A 21,888-nucleotide genomic window follows, 5' to 3' on the forward strand; every position below is an offset into this window, starting at 1 on the left:
CCAACGATGCCGGCCCGCGGCGAGGGTCGCGAGCCGTGTGGGCGCGGCCCCACAGGGGACGTGCGCGCCGTTCCACGAACCCTCCCCCCAGCCGCCCCATCGAAGACGCACAAAGACCGCTTGTACGGCCGGCCCCGGCTGACAAGCACTGCCACATCTGCCTCCGGGCGCACCGTCAGGAGCCAGAAGTTCCCGATCCAGGAAGGAACCACTCACGTCATGGACACAAGCATCACCATCCCGCCTCTGTGGTGCCCGCTCGAACTGCGCGTACGGGACGGCGTCGAGGTGTTCGACGCCCGCTCTCTCGCCTGGATGGAACGACACGGGATGGACGACACCTCACTGAGCCGGGCCGCCGCCACCGACACCGGCTTCCTCGCCTGCAGCTGGGCGCCCGACGGCACCGAGGAAGGAGTCCAGGCCCTGTCCGACTGGCTCATGTGGGCCCTGTTATACGACGACTACTACTGCGACGGCGGCCCGCACGCCGCCCGACCCGGCACTTTCAACACCATCGCGGCCCGCATGATGCCGCGCGCCCTCTATCCGGCGACCGCACCCACCGGCGACCCCGCCTTCGACGCGTTCGCCTCCGCCCTGGGCGACCTCATACGGCGCATCCACACCCTCGCCGATCCCGCCCTGGCGCACCTCTGCGCCCTCGCCCACTACCAATGGGCCACCGGGACCATGTGCGGCGTGAGCGACAGGTCCACCAACACCGTACGCACCATGGAAGACCACCTCCTCATCCGCCCCACGGACGGCGCCTCCATCCTGTCCGGTCACATGATCGAAGTGGCAGACGGCACGGTGCTTCCCGCGCACGAACGAACCCGCCCCGAAGTCCACGCCCTGGTCCAGGCCGCCGGCATCCTGCTGACGGTCCCCACCGACCTGCCCTCCTACGCGCGAGAACAGCACCAGCAGTCCCTGGAATCCAACATCGTCCACATCCTCGCCGTCCAGCACTCCCTCTCCGCCCAGGACGCCACCTACCAGGCATGCGCCCTCCTGGAGACCGTCATGGAGTTCTTCACCGCCATGCGGGAACAACTTCGCAAGGACGCCTCCCCCGCCCTGCTGCGTTACACCGACCAGATGGCCAACATGGTGCGCGGCACCTACGAGTGGCAGCGCTTCCTCCCCCGGTACAGCACCACGTTCGGCCTCTCCGGCCCCACAGATGCCACGCCCGTCACCCGCCCCGAAACGGCCCTCCACGACATCACCCCGGCACCGACCAGCACCTACTCGGAGAAGCCGGCCCCCATAGCGTGGTGGTGGGACCTGCTCCACACGTGACCCCTGAGGCAACCCCGGCTGGGCTGTCCGTAGTGAGCGCGTCCTTCCCCACGCAGTGCGAGCGCGATGAGCACCCTCCGTACTGCCTTCACGGAACAGATCTGTCCGGTTCACAGGCCTCGCAGGTGTACGCGGGCGCCCCCGGCACGTTCGCTGCCGCCCCCGTGGTGGCGCGCCTTGCGTCATTCGCTCCCCGCAGGCAGCGTGCCCTGGCCAACTTGCTGGTCTGGGCACACGCCCTTCCCCTCATTCAAGAGGTTGATATGACGGTCAGTCCACAACTGGCACACGAACCACTCCCCACCACGCCGCGGCAGCGCATCCGGGTGATCGGCGCGGGGATTGCCGGCCTCTCGGCAGCGTTCCGGCTCCAGCAGGCCGGCTTCGATGTCGCGGTACTGGAAAGCTCACCCCACGTAGGCGGGCGCATGTGGACCGAGGAGATCAACGGCTACCGCATCGACGTCGGGGCCGCAATGCTCCCCAACTCCTACCGGGAGATGCGACGGCTCATCCAAGACGCCGGCCTGAGCAACGAAGCCTTTCCCTCAGGCGACGTCTACGGATTCCTCAAGGGCGGCGAAGTCCACCGCATCGGCCGACACGCACCCAGGGATCTCTTCCGAACCAAGCTGTTGTCTGCCGGAAGCAAGCTGCGGCTCCTCAGGCTCGCCGCCGATGCCAGACGGCTGGGTGACCGCATCAACTTCCGGGACCTGTCGAAGGCCCACGAGGCGGACGAGGCCTGTACCGCCTACACCGCCCGGCGCCTGAACCAGGAACTCTTCGACTACGTCATCGAACCGCTGAGCGTGAACTACTACTTCGCGCCCCCCGAAGAGCTCTCCATGGCCCACGTCTACCTGGCCACACGTGCAGCCCTGGGAACCGGCTACTTCAACTCCCCCACCGGCGTGTCCTTCCTCCCGATCGGCCTCGCGAAGCAGCTCGACGTCCGCTTCAACACCAAGGTCACCGCACTGGAGGAACACCACGACAACGTCACCCTCACCTACGAAGGCCCCGACCGCCAGGAACGAAAGGAGACCGTTTCGGCCTGCGTCATCGCGCTCCCCGGCCCAGCGGTCGCCAGTATCTGGTCAGGCCTGCCCCCGGCGATGCGCAGCTACCTGTCCTATCTGCGCTACTCCACCTGCCTCCACGTGTCCTTCGGCCTCTCCCACCGACCAACCGAACCCGCCATGTGGATCTTCGTGCCGCGCCGGGAGTACCCCGGTGGCCTCGGTATCTGCCTGGACCACAACCGAGCACCAGGAAGGGCTCCGGTCGGCAAAGCACTGATCACCCTCTACTGGCCGACGCAGCAGAGCGAGGCTCTGTTCCACCTCCCGGACGAGCAGATCGCCGCCGCCGCGCTGCGGGACCTGCAACAACTGAACCTCTTCCCGGGCATGGCCGAAAAGATCGAAATGACCCGGGTCTCCCGCTGCCGCCCCTGCGTCCCTCTCACCCACCCCGGCAGCATCGCAGAACTCCGCAACGGCATAGACAGCCTCCCCAGCGCATCAAGAATCGCTCTCGCCGGCGACTACTTCTCCTTCGGATCCACAAACTCCGCCCTGACCTCCGGCGAAACAGCCGCCCACCGCCTGGCCACCACACTGGGACACCCCACGGCCACATCCGCCCAGCCCAATGCGAACTGATCCAGGCCTTGAGCACCCACCATTCTCAACCCGAGGCGCCGCGGACACATCCGACTTCGGGGCCTTGAAGGCGGCGCGGAGTCCCGCGTGCAGGCAGTCACGGTCACCGTGACCCGTGGTCTCGGGGTTGTGGACGAAGACGATGTCGGCGCGGCACAGAGCGGCGGCGGAGCGGCGGGTCCGCCAGTTATTGAAGTCCGACGAGGCTGTGCCGGGCACCGGCCTGTCCGGTGCGGCGGGTGTAGAAGCCGGTCGTCGTCGCCACCCGCACCGCCGGGAACGCGTCGAGCACCGGGTGGAGCTCGGCGTGGACGGTGCCGGCGCCGTAGTTCGGGGCAGTGTCGATCCAGCCGGTCCCGCCCTCGCACGCGGTCCGCGCCACCGCGGCGGCGGCGCGGACCCGGTGAGTACCTAGGGCCGCTTCGGCCGTCACCGGCCGGCCCCCGGTCACCGCGGCGGCCTGGCCCTGCACGAGGACGGTAAGCAGCGCCGCAGCGTCGGCGACGGACAGGCGTGCGTGCTGGGCGAGTTCGCCGAGCGTTGCAGGCTGCCCGGTCTTCAACCGCGTGAGGAGGGGACCGGCTGGGGCGGCGAAGTCCCACGCGGTGCCCGCGGCCGCCAGCGTCCACTAACCCCGTATCGGGGTTCTGGTCGAGTCGGGCGCGCGGGCAGGTCAGCCGTACGGTCAGGTTGGGGTCGGCGGGGACCTGGTCCAGGTGGGGGTAGGGACGCGTACGGGCGGCCGTGGTGGGTGGCGTCGAGGGGGCGGGCCCACCGGTCGGTGACCACCAGATCGTCCAGCACGGCCACGACGGCTTCGCGCAGCTTGTTGACGTACGCGCTCTGGGCGGCCGGGGTGTCGAAGCGGGGGGCATCCGTGCTGAAGCCGACGTCACCCCGGAGCTGGTCGATCACCCAGCTCATGCAGTCGGCGCAGGCCTGCGTGGTCAAGCCGAAGGTCAGGTGGAGAGAGCCGCTGCCACGCGGGTGACGAGATGGGCAGGACCGAGTACCAGTCGGCTGAGGTCACCGCCCAGGTCAACGGCACCGAGCACCGCCTGACTTTCACGACCGGCGAGTGGAGCGGGTGGCGGCGGGAGTCGGGCCATGACGTCTGCGCACCGGCAGGTCAGGTGCTCGTCGGCCGGAGCCACGAGGGCGACGAGAACGGCGCCACCCGCTACCTCTTCGCGACACCTACCGTCTGACCTTTGACGGGCGACCCGGCGCCGGGCCATCAGGCCCGCGCTCGAACAGATTCCGGCGCCGACGCCTCCCGAAGTGGGGTTCTGGCTCACATTCCGTGGACCACCACGCTGAGTGACGTTCGTTGGGCGGGCACCTCGGGAAACTGCCTGAAAATGATCCGTCCCCAGTGTGGTGTGGCTGACAGTTCGGCCCGTGGAAGAAGTGGTCCTCCGGCTGGAGGAGTTGCTGTTCCCGTCTATCGCAGATGTGGCTGTGCTGTCGGTCGACGTGAGCGATGAGGCGGTACGCATTGAGGTGTGCCCAGTGGGGCAGACGAGTCGTCCTTTGTCCACGGGTCCGCCGGTTCCTCTGCCCGGTCAATTCCGGCGGGCGCCGGACCTTCGCCGAGCAGATGTCGGGGCTGACCCGCCGATACGGCCGGCGGACCGAGCGCCTGCGGTCGACGCTGGCCGCGATCGGCCTCGCGCTCGCTGGTCGGGCCGGGGCCCGCATGGCGAGAGTCTTCGGCTTGTCCGTCAGCCGCAGCACGGTACTGCGACTGGTCGAGGCCTTGCCGGACCCGGAAGTTCCCGCCCCGCGCGTCGTCGGCGTCGATGAGTACGCCACCCACAACGGCCGCCACTACGGGACCGTCCTGGTCGACGTCGAAAGCTGGCGTCCGGTGGACCTGCTGCCCGACCGGGAAGCCTCCAGCCTGGCCGCTTGGCTCGCGAAGAGGCCAGGGGGCGAAGTGGTCTGCCGCGATCGGGCACCGTTCTTCGCCGAAGGCGCCACCGCCGGGCGCCCCAGGCGGTGCAGGCGGCAGACAGGTGGCATCTCTGGCACAACTTGATTGCAGCCGTTGAGCGTTGCGTCGCAGACCACCGCGGGTGCCTACGGGTGCTGGCGCCAGATCCAGCACAGCCTGCTCCCGAGCCGGAGAAATTCGAAGATCCGTCCGGCTCGCCGGGGCCCACGGGACATCGTTTCGCTGATCGGACCCGGGCCAAGCACGCGATCGTCCACGAACTGCCGGCAGGCGGGCTCAGTCGGAGGGCGATCGGCCGCCAATTGCGCTTGACCTCCCGCACCGTCAAGCTCTTCGCCGACGCAGCCACCCCGGAGGACCTGTTCCGCGGGCAGTGGCAGGGCCGGCCGTCCAAGCTGGACGCGTTCAAGCCCTACCTGGATGACCGCTGGAACCAGGGTTGCACCAACGCCTGGACGGTATGGGAGGAGATCGTGCCACTCGGCTATCAGGGCAGCTACCAGCGCGTTCGCGCCTACTTTCGGGAGAAGCGGCTCTCCCAACCCCATCACAGCCCGACCGCCGTCACCCCGCGTCGTCGCGGGCTGGATTCCCCGGCGTCCCGAGACCCTCCCAGAGATCGACCACCTTCGCCTCAAGGCCGTCCTGGTCCACTGCCCCGAACTCGACGCCCTCACCTCTCACATCCGGTGCTTCGCCCTGATGCTCACCGAGCGTCAGGGGGAACGGCTGCCGCAGTGGCTGGACGCCGTCCGGCGCGACGAACTCCCCAGCCTCCATACCCTCGCCGCAGGCATCGAACGTGACCGCGACGCCGTCATCGCCGGGCTCACCCTGCCCTGGAACTCCGGCGTCGTCGAAGGACGCGTCAACCGGATCAAGATGCTCAAGCGCCAGATGTTCGGCCGCACCGGCTTCGCTCTCCTGCGGAAGAGAGTTCTTCTGGCCAGCCGACCACAAGCACCCATAGGGTGACGGCGACGAGAGAAGATGCACCATGGACCCCCGCATACCCCGCCTGCGTCGCAAGCTGGCAACGATCCCGTTCCAACCCCTCCGCAGCCACTCCTTCGGGGAAGAGCAACACAAGTTTCGCCTCGGTCCGAAGCTGGCGGAAGCACGCCTCGCAGCGTTTGAGGCCGAGCACGACATCGTCCTACCCGACGCCTATCGGCAGTTCCTCACGCACATCGGCGGCTCAGGTGCGGCGCCGTTCTACGGCCTCATCCCGCTGGAGCGGTGTTCCCTACTGTTCATGAATCCGCGCGGGGAACCAGGCGCACCTCGCGGCTTCAGCGGCACAGGATCCGGGACTCACGAGCGCGACCGCTTCCTCCACGTCATCGAAATGGGCTGCACCGACGTATGCGTCATCGCGGTGACCGGTCCCCTCACGGGCCGCGTCCTCATCGGCAACGGCGACGGCTACTGGGGCCCCAACGTCTCCTCCACCACCGACTTCCTCGACTGGTACGAACGCTGGCTCAACCACATGAGCGCCGGACGCGACAACCGGGCCCTGGAACTCACCTCACCCCAGCTTCGCGCCCATCCCGACCGGCATCGCATGGCCCCGAAGATCTGACTCTCCGTAACAGCTACACGGAATGTGAGCCAGAACCAAATCTCGTGCGCATCACCCGACCATGGATCTGGGTGCCTCCCAAACCCCAGGTTCTGGCTCACTTTGCGTGGAGGGCTAACTGAGTGTGATGTCAGTGGCAGGGGAGAGGATGCCGGTATGACACTGCTGCCGATCACCGCACCCGCGTCCCTTCTGGACCTTCACCGTCTCGATCCCGAAGTCGGCGGATGGGGGCTCAAGGTCGATCACGCGGTGGCGACCGCGGCTGGCGACACCTACGCGCTGTCCGGCCTGCGCCGCTATCGTCCGCAGGCGACCGGCGCGGCCGATCCTGCCGAGCAGAACTTCGACTACCAGCTGATCACCCGCCACGGCTCCGACGGAAGGCCCACCGCCACCGCCGTGTTCGGACAGGCGGTTCCGGGCGGTGGCCCCTCGGCCATACCGCGGGGCGACGGCGCGACTCTGGCCGTCCTCCCGGACGGCGTTGTCGCCGTCAGCTCCAGGCCGGGCAGCACGCACGTCCTCTCCCCGGATCTGGACGAGGTCCTCGTCTCCTGGCCGATGCCCTGGGGCCTGGAGTCGCAGCCCGGACCAGGGGAGGACCCGTTTGCCGCGTCGATCGCCGTCACGCCTGCGGGCCGCCTGCTGTGCATGACCTCCGAGTACGGGCTCAGCAACTGGGCCGGCGCCCACCCCAACATCGTCGCCGTCTCCGAACCCGGCACCACCCTCGGCCCGGGTCGCAAGCCCGTACTCCGCGCCATCGCGACCCTGGACGCTCGTACCGACCGACAGAGCGACACCGGCTCCTTCGCTCATGTGCGCTACGGCGACGAGCCGGTGGTGCGCGGCAACCGGCCCTCGCCCTCGTTGACCGAGGCCCTCTCGGAGCTCACCGGGACCAGCGGCAGTCTCCACGGGTACCTCGATTCCAAGATGTCCCGCCCGGCCGCGCTCGGCGACGGCCTGTTCGTCGTCCCAGTGTTCGGGAAGATCTACCGCTCGACCAACCGGGGGCAGGAGTTCAGCTTCGCCCTCGTCGACGACCGCGGGGTGCTGCAGGGCCGGCTGGGAGGCTTGCACCTGCGCGAGAACAGCCCGTTCACCGGCTTCGACTTCACCGTGGTCGCCGACCCGCACCGTGCCCGCGCCTTCCACCTCAACCGCTACGGCCTGTACGCGTGGAGTGCCGACGGGGCGCTGCGCGCCCGGGTGCCCACTTCGGAGAAGCCCTTCAAGGCCCTCGTCCACTTCGCCCTGCTGGAGTGCACCCCCGCAGGGGAACTGCTCCTGGCACACCGCAAACAGCACCTGTTGCTGAGCGTGCCAGTGCCACAGGAGCTGGACCACCTGGCAGCGGCGGTGGAGACTGCGATCAAGGGCTGCGGGCGCGAGCGCACCGCGCTGAAGAAGGAGTACTCACCCGTGAACTGGCTATGGGCGGATAGCGCGGCCACGGTGAACCACCTCTGACGATCCATCACTTCGATCGCGGTGCCAGGTGCGGTGTGGCTGAGAGCGTGGCCGTGGAAGCTAAGTCCGTCCAGCGAACCCTTCCCTCCCAGGGCCGGCTATCGATCCAGTACCTCGACTACAGCCCTCACTCAGCGTGCAGGCTTCACGAAATGTGAGCCAGAACCTGAGAACGGGCAGCACCCTGTTGAGGGGGCCGCGGACGGTCCTCGGGATCGAACATCTCCGGCCCGCCGTGACACGGCGCAACAGCCATCGCATCCTCCCTCGATGGCGGTTGCGCCGTGTCTCAGTTCAGCCGGGTGGTGGCATAGGCCTCGATGGCGTCGCGCTGGTATGCGGCCAGGCCCGGGGCGATGGCCTCGTATGCGGCGCGCCACGTCTCGTTGTCGACGATGGAGCGTCGGATGGCGCGGTAGTCCTCTGCGGAGACAGTGCGCAGTTCGGTCAGTGTCCGGTACTGGGCGTCGATTTCGGCCTGGACCGGGTCGGCGTCGGCCGGGTGGCCTGCGGCCATGAGTTCGGCCAGCCGGATCATCTGCGCGGTGCGCTCACGGTGCGCGGCGTCGGCGTCCGCCTGGCTCATCGTGGCAGCGCGTCGTGCCACTGCTTCGGCGAGGTCGGGGAAGTCGTGCATCTTCTCCTCGTACTGGGAGGGCGTCACGCTCTCGAAGAGGTTCTCCGGTCGGTTGATGGTCATGGGGTTGCCGTCCTTCCTGGACTGCTCCAGTTCGGCGATCGTGCGGGAGACGGTGCCGGCCAGGGCGTCGAACCGGTCCCGTTCTACAAGGAGGCGCTGGTGGTGGCCCCGCAGGGCATCCACCTCGTCGACCTGTTCGGACAGGATCCGGCCGATCTCAGGCAGCCCGACGCCAGCGCCCGCAACACGAGGATCTGCTGCAACCGCAGCAGCTGGCGCTCCTCGTAGTAGCGGTAACCGTTGGCGCCGATCCGAGCCGGCGGGAGCAGGCCGGTCTCGTCGTAGTGGCGCAGTGTCCGGGCGGTAACGCCCGACATCCGGGCCACCTCCGCAATCGGCCAGTCCATCACGACTCCTGCACGTGTGTATCGCCGGGCCGGTGTCTCCGGCCCTGGTCACGACGGTAGGAGCTGCCGCAACGGCAACTTCAACCCCAAGACCCAAGATCCTCCCAATCGAACACGCACGGTCTGCACCCTACCCGGCCCGCCGGGTGTTCCGACGCCGATGCGGACGTCCACGTCAGAAACACGGGGGATCGGCGTAGGCCGGGCCGGCTTGGGGCACGGCGGCGACCAGGACAGCGACGATGCCCAGCGCGCGGACAGCTCGGGTCAGCAGTCCTTCGTCCGGTCCACGGTGATCTTCGTGAGGAGCCATGTGTCGCCCTCCAACGTCGCTTGGGACGTCACCGGGTACTTCAGACGCTGCTCAGTCGGCTGAACCGCCTTCCCGGAGTTCCTGTCGACGGGCTTCCAGTTGGTCGAGTCGAAGCAGTCGAAGAGCGTGGCGGTCCTGCTCTTGATGTCGACGGAGGTGACCGTGGGGCTCATCTCCGGCCGGCCGGTGAACTTGACGTTCTCCGACGTATTGAGCAGGGCGGATCCCTTCAGGTCGGCTGCTGCGTCTCCCTTGGCGAACTTCGCCAGCTCCTCGGTGCGCAGCTTCCCGTCGGCGGCCGTCTTGATCTGAATCTCGCGTGTGTTGGTGTAGGCGGTAAGGACCTTGTCCTTCGCGGCCTGGTCGGGGTCGCTGGGCGGCGACTTGGACGTCGACACGGAAGGAGTGGCCGATGCCGCGCTCGGCGCGTTGCCGGAGCTGCAGCCGGCCAGTGCTCCAGCGGCCACGGCGCACGTGAGCACAGTGCCGGCCGTACGCAGGGCGCGGGTTCGGGTCATGGTGGACGGTGCCATCGGTAGATCCCCCTTGAGTGTCGGTTTCGGGCGCGAACGTGTGCGCCATGAAGGCAGTGGGCGAGGGGGAGTTCCTCCAACGCGATCCGCCTGCCATGGACGGACACGTCTGGCCAGGACCCGGCGAGCCTACAACCGCGGCCGCACGGCGCGCTGCGCGCGTCCGCCACGTGTGGCCTGGCCTGGCCTTTCCCCTGCTGGGACCCGAACCGTCGGATGTCGTGCAGGCCTGCGAGCGGGCCAGGGCCTGGTGGTGGATGTCGCGGCCGGAACGACGCGGCACGCGGTGGTCACGGTCGCGCGCGTCCCGAAGCAGGGTGGGAAAGCTGCGGGGATTCTCCTCGTGTGCGGTTCGGTGATCCTTGGCGTGTTCGCTCATCCCCCGATGCTTCCCCCTCCGTCGAGGAAGGGGCAGGGGGGCAGGGGGCCAGGCGGTGTCGCCGCGCCACCGGAACGGGCCGACAACCGCATCGTCGTCCGGGGCGTAGTCGGCCCGGACGCCCGGCCCGTACAGACCGAGACCGGCGATCAGGAGCGCACCTCCCGCCCGAGCCGATGAGGTTCGGAGGCGGTGGAGGCATATGAAGCGGCAGGCAAGTTCAAGCAGACCTTGGTGGAGGTCAGCGCGTCGTTCTTAGCGGGTGCATAGCCGTTTGAACTGGTGCAGCCAGGCACAGGCTCGTTCGACGACCCAGCGCACCTTGCCCAGTCCGGAGTCGTGGGCGAAGCCACGCCTAGCGATCAGCGGCTTGATCCCGCGCTTCCACAGCAGGCGGCGGTACTTGTCGAAGTCGTAGCCCCGGTCGGCGTACAGGCGCCGGGGTTTTCGGTTGGGGCGTCCTCGCCGTCCCCGGATCGACGGCACGGCATCGAGCAGGGGCAAAAGCTGGATGACGTCATGACGGTTGCCGCCGGTGAGCGTGACGGCAAGCGGGGTTCCGTGGCGGTCGATAATTACAGTAAGCACCCAGCAGGCGCGGGACGAGTACGCGGCCTTCCTCGCCGCCACCGAGCCAGAGCAGCGTGGCCACGTCGTCGACTTCCACCAAGCGCAGGTCGAGCCGGCGCGGCATCGTCCCCGCAGGCAGTACCCGTGCCCTGTCGCGGTACGCCGGGCTTCCGACGGCGCCGAATTCGCTCCCTATGAGTAGGCGGAGGCGCCGGGATGTCCTCCGGCACGTTCCCGTCATCGGCAAGAGGGCGTCGCGCGAGTACTGGGAGGACGTCCTACAGCAGCCGCCGCCGGAGTCGCCCTCGTTGCCGTGGAGCGCGGAAGGTCCGCCGGAGTGGATGCGCAAGCCGGTCGTCGTGCGCGAGCCGACCAGGCAGCAGCCGGTGTCGTGGGTGGACGATGCACCGTTCCAGGAATGGGCGGCGAAGGTTGGTAAAGCGCAGTACGAGTTGATGAAGTTGGATGCCGCGATCGTCGAGAAGGACGACGGCCAGGAGGACGGCTCACCGCCGACCTGGTTGTTGCCGAAGCCCTCCCGGCGAACACCGCTGGGCATCATCAATCATCCGAGCGAGACGTTGACGGTCAAGGAGCGTCAGGACTCCGAGGCGACGGGGCCCTGGACCAGTCGCAGCTGGATCAATGCGAATCCGCGGCGGGGTCTCCCCGTGGTGGTGGTCCCGCAAGAAGGTGATGACCTTCCGCAGGCGACGTGCGACATAGCCCCCTGGTGGGACGAGTAAGCAGCCGACCGTCAGAGTCGGTCGGCAAGAAGCAGTGCGAGCGGTCCGCCCTGGAGGAGGAAGCGGCCTTCGGTAGCCGCCGTGATGGCATCTTGCATCGGCCACCACATGAGTTTGAAGTCGGCCTCGGAGGGCTCCAGCTGCTGGGGCCCCAGGGTCAGCCCTTCGGCGATGAAGAGATGGACCCGGGCGGTACATCCAAGGGTGATGGCGTACGAGCCCAGGGGGCGCCAGGACTGCGCGGTGATCCCTGCCTCTTCGCGCAGTTCCCGGTGCCCGCACTCTTCTGGTGTCTCGCTGGGCTCCATCCGGCCGCCGGGGAGGAAGAGGTACTCGCCACCGTGGCGGGGGAATCGTGACGTGAGCAGGGCGACCAGGCCGTGCTCGTCTCGGGCTACGACTACGGCGGCGTCGCGCATCTCTGAGTCCATGTGTCGAGCGTAGGGACCGTTAGACGAGCATGGCGGCGAACGGCACATTCATCACCGTCGGGTGGGCGATTCCGCGGCCGTGGTGGCCGTCTTCACCGAAGGCGTCGCCGTGGTCCGCGCAGATGATGACGAGCCACTGCTTCTTCGTGGTGAGGCCGGCGACCAGGCGCCCGAGGTGCCCGTCGGTGTAGCCCAGGGCCGCCGCTTGGGGCTCCCATGTGTCGGTGCTCTGGCCGAGGTAGTGACTGTGGGGAACATGGGTGGCGGAGACGTTGACGAACAGGAACAGCCGCCGGTCCTCGTACTTGAGGGCGAGGCCGAGGGCTGCGTCGACCTGGTGGCGGGTGGAGTCGGGCTCCGGTGAGCAGAACTCCGGGCGCCAGTGGTCCTCGTCGAACAGGTCCGGCAGGACGGAGCCGAGCGGGGTTTCTCGGGAGAAGTAGGTGACCCCGCCGACGCACACGGTGCGATAGCCGTGCTGGACGAGTCCGGCCAGCAGGCTCGGAGCGTCGAAGACGAACGTGCCCGGGTTGACGGTCTTGAACGCGGGCGGGCGGCATTCCCACATACGCGGGGGCTGCTCGGGCTGCGGGAGCTTGGGGAGGAAGCCGGAGAAGAACGCCATGTGCGCGGGGAGGGTGAAGGTGCCCGGGGTGCGCCGCTCCTCCCACTGGCCGCCGGGGAGGAGCTTGGCCAGGTGCGGGGTTTGCCCGGCGTGCATGGTGGCCCGTGCGACGTCGTAGCGCAGGGAGTCGAGGGTGACGAAGAGGATGTTCGTGCCGGACTCGATGACGTCGGCCGTACTGATCACTGGGCGGCCTCCGCGTAGGGCTGGATGGAGCCCTTGCATTCGGTGTTGACGGGGAGGGGGATGCGGTCCTCGGCGATCATGCGGCGGATCAGGTAGAGGCTGGGCCGTTCCGTCAGAGGGACGCCCGCGCGATCGTAGAGGGTGATGGTGACCTGATCGACGGTCGTGGTGACGCGCATCCCGGGGGCCCGGTTCGCCTCCTTCATGGCGATCACCAGTTCGTCCTCGTCGGCGACACCCAGGTTCAGAATCCGGCAGGCGTAGTGCTGGGCGTTGATGGCGCCCTGGCACAGGAGGTCGAAGAACTTCGCGGTGGCCGGCTGGCCGTCGTGTGCGACGACGAGCTGGTCGGCTCGGAGGGTGACGACGAAGCAGGCTGCGAGCCACCAGGCTGCGGCGGGGTGCATCTCGTCGGGGAACCTGCCGGTGGCTTCGCCGTCGCGGATCACCTTGTCGGTGTCGATGGGGTGAAGCATGGTGGCTCTCCAGGTGGGCGGTGATCAGGTCGGCGAGGTCGTCGGGGGTGAGCCTGTCGGTGTCGAGCACGGTCGCGGTGGGGTCGTCGCTGGCGACGGCCTCGAAGTTGGCCGTGAGCTGCTTGAGGCGGCCGGGGATGGCGAACAGGTCGGTGTTGTCCTGCTTGGTGTCGCCCTTGACGGCCATGCGCTGGCGCAGGGTTTCCTCGGAGCACCGCAGGTAGAAGGTGTGGTCGGGGACGACGAGGTAGGGCCGGAACGGGGCGATCAGCCGGTCTACTTCGGTGATGTCGACGCCGTGGATCGCGGCCTGGCAGGCGGTGACCGAGGACGCGTAGCGGTCGGCGATGACGGGTCCGATGGCGAGAGCGCGGCGGATGCGGTCGGAGACGTGCAGGAGTCCGGAGAGGTAGAAGGCGAGGTTCGGCAGCGGGCTCATGCAGTGGGCTGCGTCCGACCAGCCGGAGTGGGGCGGGGCCAGGGTGTGTATGCCGGAGCCGTTCAGGCGGTGGGCGAGGATCGCGGTCAGTGTGGACTTCCCGACGCCGGAGACGCTTTCCAGCGCGATGAACGGGACGTCCTGGTCGGCGTAGGGGACGGGGGCGAAGGCCGCGGGCAGGGCGATGGTCTGGCTCACAGGGTCCCCTCGGTGAAAGCGGTGACGTGTCCCGCGATTGCCTCGGCGAGGCGTCCGGGGTCGTCCAGGAGGTGCTTGACGTCCAGGCGCAGGTCGTCGCGGAGGAGGCAGGGTTGGATGCCGCCGGCGTGGTCGGCGCGCAGGGCCCAGAATCCTTCGACGCACTGGGGGCGGATGGGGCAGGTGCCGCACTGGCCGACGTGGTGGCGGCCGAGGTCGCGGTGGATGACCTCGATCTCGACGCCGTCGATGTCGAAGATGCGGCGGCCCTGGCCGACCCCGACGATCTCGATCCGCTCGTTGCTGGTGAGGGTGCGCAGGTGGCTGATGATGTCGTCGGCCGGGACAGCGGAGGAGGCGCGGGCTTCGTTGAAGTCGGTGCCGACCAGTTCGATGAACTGCACGGGCATGCGCCGGTTGAGGGCGAAGGTGAGGATGTCGCGGACCTCGTGCGCGTTCTCCTTCTGGAGGAGACAGTTCAGCTCGACGTGTTCGAACATCTCGCGGGCGGCTTCGGCGCCGTCCAGGACACATTCGATTCCGATGCGGGTCCCGGTGATGGCCTTGAAGCTGTCGTCGGAGAAGTAGTGCAACGACACCTTGATCTTGTCGAGCGGCGCCGTCGCGAGCCACGACTGGTGGGTACGGACCAGCGTGCCGTTGGTGATCAGCGTGTACGAGCCGTCGGAGCCGCTCGGCCGGAGCCCGGTCAGTACCTCGCGGGCCAGCGGCGACGCCAGCGGCTCACCGCCGGTGAAGAAGATCCGCTTGAGGCCGGCGTCCATCATCGCGTTGATGAGAGTGAGGAAGTCGGCGACCCCGTAGTGGCGCTCGCGGGGCTTCTGGGTTCGGTCCATGCGGGTCAGGGGCGGGGGTACGTCGGCCTCGTTGTGGCAGAACCAGCAGGCGACGTTGCAGCGCGGCGTCAGGGAAATCCGGCCCTGGCCTCCCAGCGCGGCGAAGTTGCGGAACGCGGTCCAGTCGGTGCTCGGTTCGGCGAACGGTAAGAGCGTGGTGGGCACGGTGGTGCTCCTCTCGGCGAAGCGCGAGTGGTGCAGATGGGCGTGGTCTACCTGCCGGGGACGCAGGCCAGGGCCAGGACGACCACCAGGACGCCGACGGCGATCACGTAGAGCAGGACGGCCAATTGCCGGCACCAGCCCCACGGGTCCTGGCGGTCTAAGGCAGAGTTCATGCCCCGGGCTCCTGGACCGGCTCGGCCGCGAAGCCGCGCAGAAATCTCTCGATGCCGGATTCGGCGCGGGCCCGGAGGGCCGGGCTCGGGTCGGGGCTTTCGGGGGCGTCCCAGGGCGCGTACTCGGGCTGGTCTTCGAGCTGGCGGGCGAGCGGACGGCGACGGGGAGGCTGCTGGGGCATGGGGCGTGACTCCTTGCCTGCGGTGGAAGCAGCAGGGCACCGTGCGACGCGGGAGACGGTGTGGTGCCCTGCTGCGAAGGGGAGTCACTAGGGGGCCGATGAACACCCCGAGTGACGTTCCATCACCGTAGGGAAGGGCGCGAGCTGACCTCAATGGAGTTGCGCAGAATTGCGTTATCTCACCCGCAGGCGTCGATGGCGTCCTCGATCAAGGCCCGCGCCGCATCGCCGTAGACAGCCATCTTCGCCAGGCCGGCGAACGCCTTCGCATAGTCGGTGAGTTCGCGGGGCTGCGAGACGTTGATCTCGGCGGTCAGGGTTTCGACGGCGGCCTGGCGGTCGTCGAAGAGGTAGAACGCTTCCAGAGGCCAGATCACGCGCTGGGTGGTGGTGGGGATGATGCCCAGTGACACCGAGGCCAGGGGCTGCACCGTGAGGAGGTGGCGCAGCTGTGCGGCCATCGTCTCCGATCCGCCGAAGCGGGCCCGCAGGACCCAGTCCTCTATCACCACGACGAAGCGGTGCCCGCCCTGGTACAGGAACCGGGAGCGTGCGACGCGGGAGGCTACTGCCTCGGTGACGTCGTCCGGGGTGCCCTGGAAGGTGGTGATTGCCTGCATGAGAGCGGTGGCGTAGGCGGGGGTCTGGAGGAAGCCGGGCACAGCGTTCGACACGTACACCCGACATAGCCGGGTCTGTTCATGCCGGGTCGTCCAGTCCTCCTGGGCCGTGCGCATACCGTTGCGGTGCAGCTTGCGCCACTCCTGGTACATGGAGTCCACGACGCGAGAGGTGGCGATCAGGTCGCCGACCTGATCCTCGGCCCCGCAGACGGCACACCAGGTGCGGATGTCCGCGTCCGAGGGCGCCATCTCGGCCTTCTGGATCCTGGTCGTCTTCGCGGGATGCCAGCCGCACCGGGCGGACAGCTCGCGCCCGGTGAGACCGGCGTCCTTGCGGATGTGGGACAGGCGTACAGCGAGGGCCTCGCGGGCCGACTGCGCGCGGGAGGAGGGGGAAGAGGGCATTGGAACTGTCGGGTCGGGGCTAGACGGTGTACTCGGCGTGAGGGATCGCGCGCTCCCACACCGTTTCGAAGGCGTCGGTGACCATCTTGACCACCGCCGGATTTTCGGTGAACTCGTGGCCGGCCCAGTCGCCCTCACCGGTCCACCAGTGGAACATCACCAAGCGGTCGTCGATCAACCACAGGTCGTTGCCCGGCAGGGCGATGTCCGACGCACGACGGCGGGGCAGCCAGCGGACATCCTCGCCGATCGCGATGTTGACGGGGGTGAGGGCGTGCTCGTAGCGGATGTAGTCGGTGACCGGCTCGGAGACGATCCGGGCCCGCCGCATGACCACGCCGCGGCCGACCGCCTCGCGGGCGATCGGGGTCCAGCCCACCCAGAGCGGCGACTCCGGGTCCAGGTCGGCCTCGCCGGTCGACAGGAACCGGTTGAAGGTGTCGACCTCCTCGCCCACGCTGTAGACGTCGCGCATCTCCAGGTGGGCCGCCGTGTGTCGGGCGGAGCCGAGGAGTTCAGAGAAGTCCGGCGCTTTCTGCGTCATCGAGAGCCTTCCTCAGGATCGCGGCCATACGGAGCGGCACGCGGGTCACGTTCTCACCTTCGGGAATACCGGTGTCGTGGCCGGATACCCACTCGGTCGTGCTGATCTTCGTCAGCAGTTCCTCGTCCGGAACCCAGCCCTGGATCACCAGCTCCCGCTTCACGTCGTCTACCCACACGGTGGGAGATCCGCCGCCCGTGGTGTTGGGGTCCATCCCGCCGAACCGTAGCGTCACGGGTCTCTCCCTTGTCCAGGTGATTGCGAGGATTTGCGGACGACGCTCGTGGAGGCGAGGGAGGTCGTCAAGAGGGAGGGTCGGAACGGCCGTGAGGTTGGCCGGATTTGAGTCCGGAAAATGCCGAAGTCCCCGCCTGATCCGGACCGCCCCATCCGGGAGTTTTCCGCACCGGCTATGTCCCACTGTGGGAGGATCTGCCGGTCGGAACCAACGAAAGAGGCCACGATGCGACGAGCCCGTTTCCGCACAATCCTGCCCGCGTCCGCCCTGGCGGCGGCGTCGGTGGCCGCGTCCCTGGTCGCGGCGCCGACCGCGCAGGCCGCCGGGAAGTCCTGGGGGCCGATCCACGCCCGTGTCTCCGCCGGGAACGTTGCCTCCGCCAACGGGGACTTCGCCAACAACGGCGGCGTGTACGCCACCGTCGGCGCGAACTGGCGTGACCTGCGGGCCGGGGATGGGGATCCGGTCTACGTGGAGGCCGAGTTCTTCTTCCTCAAGAACGGCAAGTGGGAGAGCGCCGGGTCCAGTCAGACCTTGCGTACCGACACCAGCGCGTCCGGTTCCCTCTCCCGTCGGTTGCGCCACGACGCGCACGGGGCGCGCGCGGTGATCAAGGTGTGTGTCGACCGGACGCGGTGGGCGGACCTGTGCTCGTCGGAGGCGGTCGTCTCGTTCAGCTACTGACTCCGGGGACGGCGAAACTCCCGCTGGCCAGCGCGGTGCCGGGGCGGGGCCTTGCGATGGGCGGGATCAGTCCCAGCCGCTGAGACCGGTCTGGCCGGGGAACGACTTCTTGCAATCGTCGAAGCGCCAGGAGTTGCTGCTCGACTCGTTCTCGCAGCGCTGCCGGTCGTTCATCGGGCCGTCCTCGGCGCCGCAGCCTGCCAGGCTCGCCAGGCCCACGATCGTCAACACGACGATGTTGCTCAGCAGAGCCGCAGTCAGATTCGGATGCCGGCTGATCCAGTTGGCGAGCGCCAAGATTTCCTCCTCGGTCCGCGGGGGACGTGAGTGTCGCTGATCTTCTGTACGTTCGGAAGGGGGCGAACGACGAAGACCCCCGCCCGCCGGCGCGGTACCGGTGCGGGGTCTCATCGTGCGGCTGTTACTCGCAGGCGACGCCGTCACCGTCGCGGTCGAGGTGCTTGCCGTATCCGGGGTCACCCCGATGGATGGGGGCGGCGCCGGCCGCGCGCACGGCGGTGCAGTGAGCGTTCTGACCCGATCAAATCCGAACGGAGCAGAAGCTCCGCCCCAGGTCGCTCAGGGAACCGATCACCTTGGCCCACTCCGATGTCCAGCGACTCACCACCCTCTTTGCGGCAGCGGCGGCTATCTTCGTCCACTCGCCCGGCTGGCGGGATGGGACCGTGTCGGGGGTGAAGTCCCGGGAGGCCTCCGACTCGGGAGAAATGGATGGCATGGGCAAGACAGGGTTTCTCGTAAGAAGGATTGGCCCCTGCGATGAACGCGGCGGGCGAGCATGCGAGGGAGCGGCGAACGGACATGCGGTAAAGGCTGTGTGAGGACGGAAGGAGGGGGCACACGGCCCTCACCTACCGGAAGGAACAGTGATGTTGGGTATAGCGGCCGCAGTCCTGTTCTTCATCGCGTTCTTGATCAACGCGGCGGAGATCTCGACAAACCACGTGTTCTCATCAGGCAATGTCATGATCCTCGGACTGATGCTACTGGCCCTCCACGTTGCCGGAATAGGCAATGGTTGGAGCACCCGCTCCCGTCGTCGCTGACGATCCGGGCTGTCCCGCCCCGCACGCGGGACAGCCCCTTCGATCCCCGGCAGCCGACTCGCCATACCGGCAGTGCGGATGGCGGCCGGACCCCGCCGGACCGAGCTCACCCTGATCACCAGCCCGCGGCTCACCGACCCAGAGGTCGCGTCCATCCCCTGTACGGCGCTGTCAGCCACCCTTCGATCGCGCCGAATGCAACGCTGCATGAAGTGACCGGAACCGGGTACCCGCCGCACTCCCCGCACCAGAAGGAGACTTCATGCTTACCACCGTCCTGGCCGCCGAGAAGGAGACTGGCCCCCTCCTGCTCATCATCGTTGGAGTGGCCGTGGCCGCGCTCCTCCTGGCGGGCTTCTGGTGGGGCAGCAGGCGCGCCGCCCGACGACGCAAGCCGCCCGTCGAACCCCTCCAGGGCACCCAGCCCCGCCAAGCCTCCTGGCAGACCCCCCAGGACGATCCCGAGCAGGGCCACCCCCACCGCTGACCACCACATCCGCGCGACGCTCCGGCGGCCATGACAACGAAGCCCCTGTTCAGGCGGCACGTCCCCCGGAGCAGGCGCGCCATCCCTGCGGGTCAACAGGGACCTCTCCTCGATGCGCGGGCGGAGCTGGGCAAGCCTGGCCGGCGGCCGCCGCTCAGGGGTTGCACCGGAAGGGGGCTCCACAGTTGCTTGCAGAGGTGTACTGGGCGGGGGACCGGGAGCGTGACCGGAGGTGGGACCCTCCAAACTCGATGATCTTCCATCACCGCAGGTCAGGGGCCATGGGCAAGCCCCTTTCATAAAACGACACCTTCGAGCCGGCGGCGGCTCCTGCGCCACGCGCTGGCCGCAGCGTCGGCCGGAACCGCCCTGGCCGCCTCCCCGGCGGCCTCCGCCACAACCAAGGCCGCTCTCGCCGCGTCCCTGCCCGAGGTCGGACAGAGGGGCAACTTGTCCCTGAACGCCTTCGGGGTAACCCTCATCGCCCATGCCTCCCACGAACAGGGCGGCACGGTGAGCTTCATCGGCTCGCAGACCGTGGAGATCGTCGCCGGCGGTGCGGACATCGTCCGCTACCGGCAGTTGAACTTCACGCTGGAAGCTCATCACCCTGTCTACGGGAAGATCACATTGAGCCTCCCCCTCGACACCCAAGTGGCGAGCACCATCCGCCTCGCCCCCGACGGCGAGAGCCTCACCGACACTCTCAGCGTCACCCCCAGGATGACCCTGGAGAGGTCCGGCGACCTTCCCGGGCCCTTCACCTACGACGCTGCCGAGCCCATCGTCCTCACAGCCACCCTTCCCGCCTACCCGCCACCCGCCCAGGGCACCAACCCGGACGGCTCCCCTACCGGCGGTGCTCTATACAGCTCCGCCGGCCCGGCCCGCTTCACGGATCTCGGATCGAGCGGACCCGACGCCGTGATCCGCTTCGAACTTCAGGACTTCAACCTGAACCAGGGGCTCATGTAGAGACTGCTGGCGCGCAGCAGGGCCCCGTCGCCCACCTGAGGGGCCCGTGGCGGCCTCCTCGGCGGCCGCCACAGGCCGCACCGGTTCTCCCAGCGACGGCCGCGACGGACGCCGGCCTAGCGAACCGCGACTCACGGCAACCAGAACGGCGCCTACCCGAGGAGCTGGCCCACGTTGATGTTCATGCCCTGGAGCTGCGCAAATTGTGAGGTGCTCGGCAGGCCCAGGGAGATCGGGCCGAGATGCAGACCTGTGTCAGCGCTGGCCGGTACGGCGAGGGCGCCAAAGATCGCGAGAGTTCCGAGGACGATTACAGCGAGACGACGCATGACGGCCTTTCGTATAGGACGGTTGATTCGCTCGCAGGGCTTCCCGGCTACCCCTTGCAATATTCGTCTTGTCACCCATCCGCGCCTACCCACGCGCCCCCATGTCGTCTATAGCCGTGCGCGTCCAGGTCCGCGTCCAGCTGCGCGAAGAACTCGTTGAACTCCTTCATCAGCGGCGTGGCCACCTGGGGCCATGCGCATCGCGACGAGTGAAGTGGACCCGCCAGCCCGTGATCGACATGAGACTGGACAGTCCACCAGGTCGGGGAACGCGTCCTGAACCAGGGCGCCGCGGCGGGTCTGGAGCCGCACCCGCCCACCGGGGCCGGTCGGGGTGAACACCAGAAGCCGGGGACCATCGAACTTCGGTTATGTGCTGTTGAACAGTCCGTGAGTGTCTGCGGCCGCGAGCGCCGCCTGGGGGTCCGCACCCGGGAGCGGTTCACCCTGGTCCAGGACCTGCTGGACCAGGGGGCCTCGCTGGAGTCGATCTGCCACCGGCTGCAGCTGGACCGCTCGACCGTGCGCCGCTTCGCCCGCGCAACCAGCATCGACGAACTCCTGGTCAAAGCAGTCAACCGGTCCACGATTCTGGACGCCCACCGGCCCCATCTCCACCAACGGTGGAACGAGGGCTGCCACGACACCGCCCAACTGCACCGTGAGATCACCGCTCTCGGTTTCACCGGCGGCATCCAGACCCTCCGCCGCTACTTGCGGAGCTTCACGCCGTCCGCCCCCACGCCGCCGCCCAGGCCCGCGCCGCGGCCCCGCCGCGTCGTCCGATGGATCATGACCAATCCGGGCAACCTCCCCGCCGAGGACACCCTGTCACTCAAGGAGATCCGCGTCGGTTGTCCCGAGCTCGACGCGGTCACCGACCACGTCCGTGACTTCGCCGAGATGATGCGCGACCTGCGTAGCGATCAGCTGCCCCAGTGGATGGAGCGGGTCGAGCAGGACCCATTGCCCGCGCTGCACTCCCTGGTCAACGGCCTTCGTCGCGACCAGGACGCCGTCATCGCCGGACTGTCCAGCCCATGGAGTTCCGGCCAGGTCGAGGGACAGAACACGAGAGTGAAGCTTCTCAAGCGGGCCGGATACGGCCGCGCCAACTTCGACCTTCTACGCAAGCGGATCCTGCACAGAACCTGACCGCCGGTCGCAAGATCAGATTTCCATGGTGGTCGCAAGCGACGGCTCGGGCTGGGCGCCTGGAGCCG

The 21,888-nt window shown here is 68.3% G+C and carries 25 protein-coding genes and 4 pseudogenes; 13 read left to right on the plus strand and 16 right to left on the minus strand.

The features are described from left to right. The first annotated feature begins 219 nt into the window (after window positions 1-219). Window positions 220-1,308, plus strand: a complete 1,089-nt coding sequence (locus ACZ4XJ_RS36710) for a terpene synthase family protein (protein ID WP_468498778.1) — start codon at window positions 220-222, stop codon at window positions 1,306-1,308. A gap of 32 nt (window positions 1,309-1,340) precedes the next feature. Continuing rightward, entirely contained in the window at window positions 1,341-2,975 is a 1,635-nt protein-coding gene (locus tag ACZ4XJ_RS36715; RefSeq protein WP_468498779.1) for a protoporphyrinogen/coproporphyrinogen oxidase, read from the plus strand. A 187-nt stretch (window positions 2,976-3,162) separates the two neighbouring features. On the opposite strand, the gene ACZ4XJ_RS36720 is transcribed toward ACZ4XJ_RS36715, so the two are convergent. Next, window positions 3,163-3,537, minus strand: a complete 375-nt coding sequence (locus ACZ4XJ_RS36720) for a hypothetical protein (protein WP_468498780.1) — start codon at window positions 3,535-3,537, stop codon at window positions 3,163-3,165. Window positions 3,538-3,970: 433 nt separating this feature from the next. On the opposite strand from ACZ4XJ_RS36720, the gene ACZ4XJ_RS36725 reads away from it, so the two are divergent. The 5 genes from ACZ4XJ_RS36725 (at window position 3,971) to ACZ4XJ_RS36745 (ending at window position 7,993) form a co-directional block, all read left to right on the plus strand. After that, window positions 3,971-4,183: a hypothetical protein gene (locus ACZ4XJ_RS36725; protein ID WP_468498781.1), complete on the plus strand. Its 213-nt coding sequence runs from the start codon at window positions 3,971-3,973 to the stop codon at window positions 4,181-4,183. A 392-nt stretch (window positions 4,184-4,575) separates the two neighbouring features. Continuing rightward, window positions 4,576-5,016 (plus strand): transposase, encoded by a 441-nt coding sequence (locus ACZ4XJ_RS36730; protein WP_468498782.1) that lies wholly within the window; start codon window positions 4,576-4,578, stop codon window positions 5,014-5,016. Between the two features lie 618 nt (window positions 5,017-5,634). Next, window positions 5,635-5,907 carry a transposase gene (locus ACZ4XJ_RS36735; protein ID WP_468498783.1) on the plus strand — a complete coding sequence of 91 codons (273 nt, stop codon included), beginning with the start codon at window positions 5,635-5,637 and terminating at the stop codon, window positions 5,905-5,907. Window positions 5,908-5,929: 22 nt separating this feature from the next. Next, on the plus strand, window positions 5,930-6,517 hold the full coding sequence (locus ACZ4XJ_RS36740; RefSeq protein ID WP_468498784.1) for an SMI1/KNR4 family protein: 588 nt from the start codon (window positions 5,930-5,932) through the stop codon (window positions 6,515-6,517). Between the two features lie 156 nt (window positions 6,518-6,673). Next, window positions 6,674-7,993 carry a hypothetical protein gene (locus ACZ4XJ_RS36745; RefSeq protein WP_468498785.1) on the plus strand — a complete coding sequence of 440 codons (1,320 nt, stop codon included), beginning with the start codon at window positions 6,674-6,676 and terminating at the stop codon, window positions 7,991-7,993. Between the two features lie 289 nt (window positions 7,994-8,282). On the opposite strand, the pseudogene ACZ4XJ_RS36750 reads toward ACZ4XJ_RS36745, so the two are convergent. The 3 genes and pseudogenes from ACZ4XJ_RS36750 to ACZ4XJ_RS36760 all read right to left on the minus strand — a co-directional run. Further along, window positions 8,283-9,040, minus strand: a pseudogene (locus tag ACZ4XJ_RS36750) (MerR family transcriptional regulator). 267 nt (window positions 9,041-9,307) lie between these two features. Continuing rightward, a complete protein-coding gene (locus tag ACZ4XJ_RS36755; protein ID WP_468498786.1) occupies window positions 9,308-9,751 on the minus strand; it encodes a hypothetical protein in 444 nt (147 codons plus the stop codon). Window positions 9,752-10,445: 694 nt separating this feature from the next. Then, window positions 10,446-10,970, minus strand: a pseudogene (locus tag ACZ4XJ_RS36760) (IS5 family transposase); the annotation flags it as partial. A gap of 206 nt (window positions 10,971-11,176) precedes the next feature. Here ACZ4XJ_RS36760 and ACZ4XJ_RS36765 point away from each other — a divergent pair. Beyond that, complete coding sequence (locus ACZ4XJ_RS36765; protein ID WP_468498787.1) at window positions 11,177-11,581, plus strand: hypothetical protein; 405 nt, start codon at window positions 11,177-11,179, stop codon at window positions 11,579-11,581. 11 nt (window positions 11,582-11,592) lie between these two features. Here the strand turns inward: ACZ4XJ_RS36765 and ACZ4XJ_RS36770 are convergent, their stop codons facing one another. The 10 genes and pseudogenes from ACZ4XJ_RS36770 to ACZ4XJ_RS36815 form a co-directional block, all read right to left on the minus strand. Beyond that, window positions 11,593-12,012 carry an NUDIX hydrolase gene (locus tag ACZ4XJ_RS36770; RefSeq protein ID WP_468498788.1) on the minus strand — a complete coding sequence of 140 codons (420 nt, stop codon included), beginning with the start codon at window positions 12,010-12,012 and terminating at the stop codon, window positions 11,593-11,595. 19 nt (window positions 12,013-12,031) lie between these two features. Continuing rightward, a complete protein-coding gene (locus ACZ4XJ_RS36775) occupies window positions 12,032-12,823 on the minus strand; it encodes an STM4013/SEN3800 family hydrolase (RefSeq protein ID WP_468498797.1) in 792 nt (263 codons plus the stop codon). Continuing rightward, complete coding sequence (locus tag ACZ4XJ_RS36780; RefSeq protein WP_468498798.1) at window positions 12,820-13,299, minus strand: hypothetical protein; 480 nt, start codon at window positions 13,297-13,299, stop codon at window positions 12,820-12,822. Before ACZ4XJ_RS36780 ends, ACZ4XJ_RS36775 begins: the two co-directional genes overlap by 4 nt. A 76-nt stretch (window positions 13,300-13,375) precedes the next feature. Further along, a pseudogene (locus ACZ4XJ_RS36785) lies at window positions 13,376-13,936 on the minus strand (dTMP kinase); the annotation flags it as partial. Next, window positions 13,933-14,958: a radical SAM protein gene (locus ACZ4XJ_RS36790; protein ID WP_468498789.1), complete on the minus strand. Its 1,026-nt coding sequence runs from the start codon at window positions 14,956-14,958 to the stop codon at window positions 13,933-13,935. The gene ACZ4XJ_RS36790 and the pseudogene ACZ4XJ_RS36785, both read right to left, overlap by 4 nt. A gap of 47 nt (window positions 14,959-15,005) precedes the next feature. Continuing rightward, entirely contained in the window at window positions 15,006-15,131 is a 126-nt protein-coding gene (locus ACZ4XJ_RS36795) for a hypothetical protein (protein ID WP_468498790.1), read from the minus strand. Then, window positions 15,128-15,313 carry a hypothetical protein gene (locus tag ACZ4XJ_RS36800; protein ID WP_468498791.1) on the minus strand — a complete coding sequence of 62 codons (186 nt, stop codon included), beginning with the start codon at window positions 15,311-15,313 and terminating at the stop codon, window positions 15,128-15,130. Before ACZ4XJ_RS36800 ends, ACZ4XJ_RS36795 begins: the two co-directional genes overlap by 4 nt. Before the next feature lie 179 nt (window positions 15,314-15,492). Further along, on the minus strand, window positions 15,493-16,341 hold the full coding sequence (locus ACZ4XJ_RS36805; RefSeq protein WP_453441345.1) for a helix-turn-helix domain-containing protein: 849 nt from the start codon (window positions 16,339-16,341) through the stop codon (window positions 15,493-15,495). 19 nt (window positions 16,342-16,360) lie between these two features. Further along, on the minus strand, window positions 16,361-16,885 hold the full coding sequence (locus ACZ4XJ_RS36810; RefSeq protein WP_468498792.1) for a DUF6879 family protein: 525 nt from the start codon (window positions 16,883-16,885) through the stop codon (window positions 16,361-16,363). Next, entirely contained in the window at window positions 16,857-17,099 is a 243-nt protein-coding gene (locus ACZ4XJ_RS36815; RefSeq protein ID WP_393748338.1) for a hypothetical protein, read from the minus strand. The genes ACZ4XJ_RS36810 and ACZ4XJ_RS36815 overlap by 29 nt, the downstream gene beginning before the upstream one ends. 249 nt (window positions 17,100-17,348) lie before the next feature. On the opposite strand from ACZ4XJ_RS36815, the gene ACZ4XJ_RS36820 reads away from it, so the two are divergent. Continuing rightward, on the plus strand, window positions 17,349-17,807 hold the full coding sequence (locus ACZ4XJ_RS36820) for a hypothetical protein (RefSeq protein ID WP_468498793.1): 459 nt from the start codon (window positions 17,349-17,351) through the stop codon (window positions 17,805-17,807). A gap of 66 nt (window positions 17,808-17,873) precedes the next feature. Here ACZ4XJ_RS36820 and ACZ4XJ_RS36825 read toward each other — a convergent pair whose 3' ends face one another. Both ACZ4XJ_RS36825 and ACZ4XJ_RS36830 read right to left on the minus strand, forming a co-directional pair. Continuing rightward, window positions 17,874-18,104 carry a hypothetical protein gene (locus ACZ4XJ_RS36825; protein WP_468498794.1) on the minus strand — a complete coding sequence of 77 codons (231 nt, stop codon included), beginning with the start codon at window positions 18,102-18,104 and terminating at the stop codon, window positions 17,874-17,876. A 124-nt stretch (window positions 18,105-18,228) separates the two neighbouring features. Then, a pseudogene (locus ACZ4XJ_RS36830) lies at window positions 18,229-18,324 on the minus strand (excalibur calcium-binding domain-containing protein); the annotation flags it as partial. A gap of 373 nt (window positions 18,325-18,697) precedes the next feature. On the opposite strand from ACZ4XJ_RS36830, the gene ACZ4XJ_RS36835 reads away from it, so the two are divergent. From ACZ4XJ_RS36835 to ACZ4XJ_RS36850, 4 genes are all read left to right on the plus strand, one after another. Further along, window positions 18,698-18,874 (plus strand): hypothetical protein, encoded by a 177-nt coding sequence (locus ACZ4XJ_RS36835; protein ID WP_401525449.1) that lies wholly within the window; start codon window positions 18,698-18,700, stop codon window positions 18,872-18,874. 262 nt (window positions 18,875-19,136) lie between these two features. After that, window positions 19,137-19,361 (plus strand): DUF6479 family protein, encoded by a 225-nt coding sequence (locus tag ACZ4XJ_RS36840; RefSeq protein ID WP_362880471.1) that lies wholly within the window; start codon window positions 19,137-19,139, stop codon window positions 19,359-19,361. A 450-nt stretch (window positions 19,362-19,811) separates the two neighbouring features. After that, a complete protein-coding gene (locus tag ACZ4XJ_RS36845) occupies window positions 19,812-20,336 on the plus strand; it encodes a hypothetical protein (protein ID WP_468498795.1) in 525 nt (174 codons plus the stop codon). A gap of 719 nt (window positions 20,337-21,055) precedes the next feature. Further along, a complete protein-coding gene (locus ACZ4XJ_RS36850) occupies window positions 21,056-21,820 on the plus strand; it encodes an ISL3 family transposase (RefSeq protein ID WP_468498796.1) in 765 nt (254 codons plus the stop codon). The last annotated feature ends 68 nt before the right edge of the window (window positions 21,821-21,888 follow it).

The sequence above is a fragment of the Streptomyces sp. NPDC029836 genome (assembly GCF_055574495.1).

Excerpts from the sequence above, each read along its gene's own strand:
- ACZ4XJ_RS36710 (WP_468498778.1), top strand. The coding sequence starts at position 220 with ATGGACACAAGCATCACCATCCCGCCTCTGTGGTGCCCGCTCGAACTG.
- ACZ4XJ_RS36725 (WP_468498781.1), top strand. The coding sequence starts at position 3,971 with ATGGGCAGGACCGAGTACCAGTCGGCTGAGGTCACCGCCCAGGTCAAC.
- ACZ4XJ_RS36730 (WP_468498782.1), top strand. The coding sequence starts at position 4,576 with ATGTCGGGGCTGACCCGCCGATACGGCCGGCGGACCGAGCGCCTGCGG.
- ACZ4XJ_RS36735 (WP_468498783.1), top strand. The coding sequence starts at position 5,635 with ATGCTCACCGAGCGTCAGGGGGAACGGCTGCCGCAGTGGCTGGACGCC.
- ACZ4XJ_RS36740 (WP_468498784.1), top strand. The coding sequence starts at position 5,930 with ATGGACCCCCGCATACCCCGCCTGCGTCGCAAGCTGGCAACGATCCCG.
- ACZ4XJ_RS36745 (WP_468498785.1), top strand. The coding sequence starts at position 6,674 with ATGACACTGCTGCCGATCACCGCACCCGCGTCCCTTCTGGACCTTCAC.
- ACZ4XJ_RS36765 (WP_468498787.1), top strand. The coding sequence starts at position 11,177 with ATGCGCAAGCCGGTCGTCGTGCGCGAGCCGACCAGGCAGCAGCCGGTG.
- ACZ4XJ_RS36770 (WP_468498788.1), bottom strand. The coding sequence starts at position 12,012 with ATGGACTCAGAGATGCGCGACGCCGCCGTAGTCGTAGCCCGAGACGAG.
- ACZ4XJ_RS36780 (WP_468498798.1), bottom strand. The coding sequence starts at position 13,299 with ATGCTTCACCCCATCGACACCGACAAGGTGATCCGCGACGGCGAAGCC.
- ACZ4XJ_RS36795 (WP_468498790.1), bottom strand. The coding sequence starts at position 15,131 with ATGAACTCTGCCTTAGACCGCCAGGACCCGTGGGGCTGGTGCCGGCAA.
- ACZ4XJ_RS36800 (WP_468498791.1), bottom strand. The coding sequence starts at position 15,313 with ATGCCCCAGCAGCCTCCCCGTCGCCGTCCGCTCGCCCGCCAGCTCGAA.
- ACZ4XJ_RS36805 (WP_453441345.1), bottom strand. The coding sequence starts at position 16,341 with ATGCCCTCTTCCCCCTCCTCCCGCGCGCAGTCGGCCCGCGAGGCCCTC.
- ACZ4XJ_RS36810 (WP_468498792.1), bottom strand. The coding sequence starts at position 16,885 with ATGACGCAGAAAGCGCCGGACTTCTCTGAACTCCTCGGCTCCGCCCGA.
- ACZ4XJ_RS36815 (WP_393748338.1), bottom strand. The coding sequence starts at position 17,099 with ATGGACCCCAACACCACGGGCGGCGGATCTCCCACCGTGTGGGTAGAC.
- ACZ4XJ_RS36820 (WP_468498793.1), top strand. The coding sequence starts at position 17,349 with ATGCGACGAGCCCGTTTCCGCACAATCCTGCCCGCGTCCGCCCTGGCG.
- ACZ4XJ_RS36835 (WP_401525449.1), top strand. The coding sequence starts at position 18,698 with ATGTTGGGTATAGCGGCCGCAGTCCTGTTCTTCATCGCGTTCTTGATC.
- ACZ4XJ_RS36840 (WP_362880471.1), top strand. The coding sequence starts at position 19,137 with ATGCTTACCACCGTCCTGGCCGCCGAGAAGGAGACTGGCCCCCTCCTG.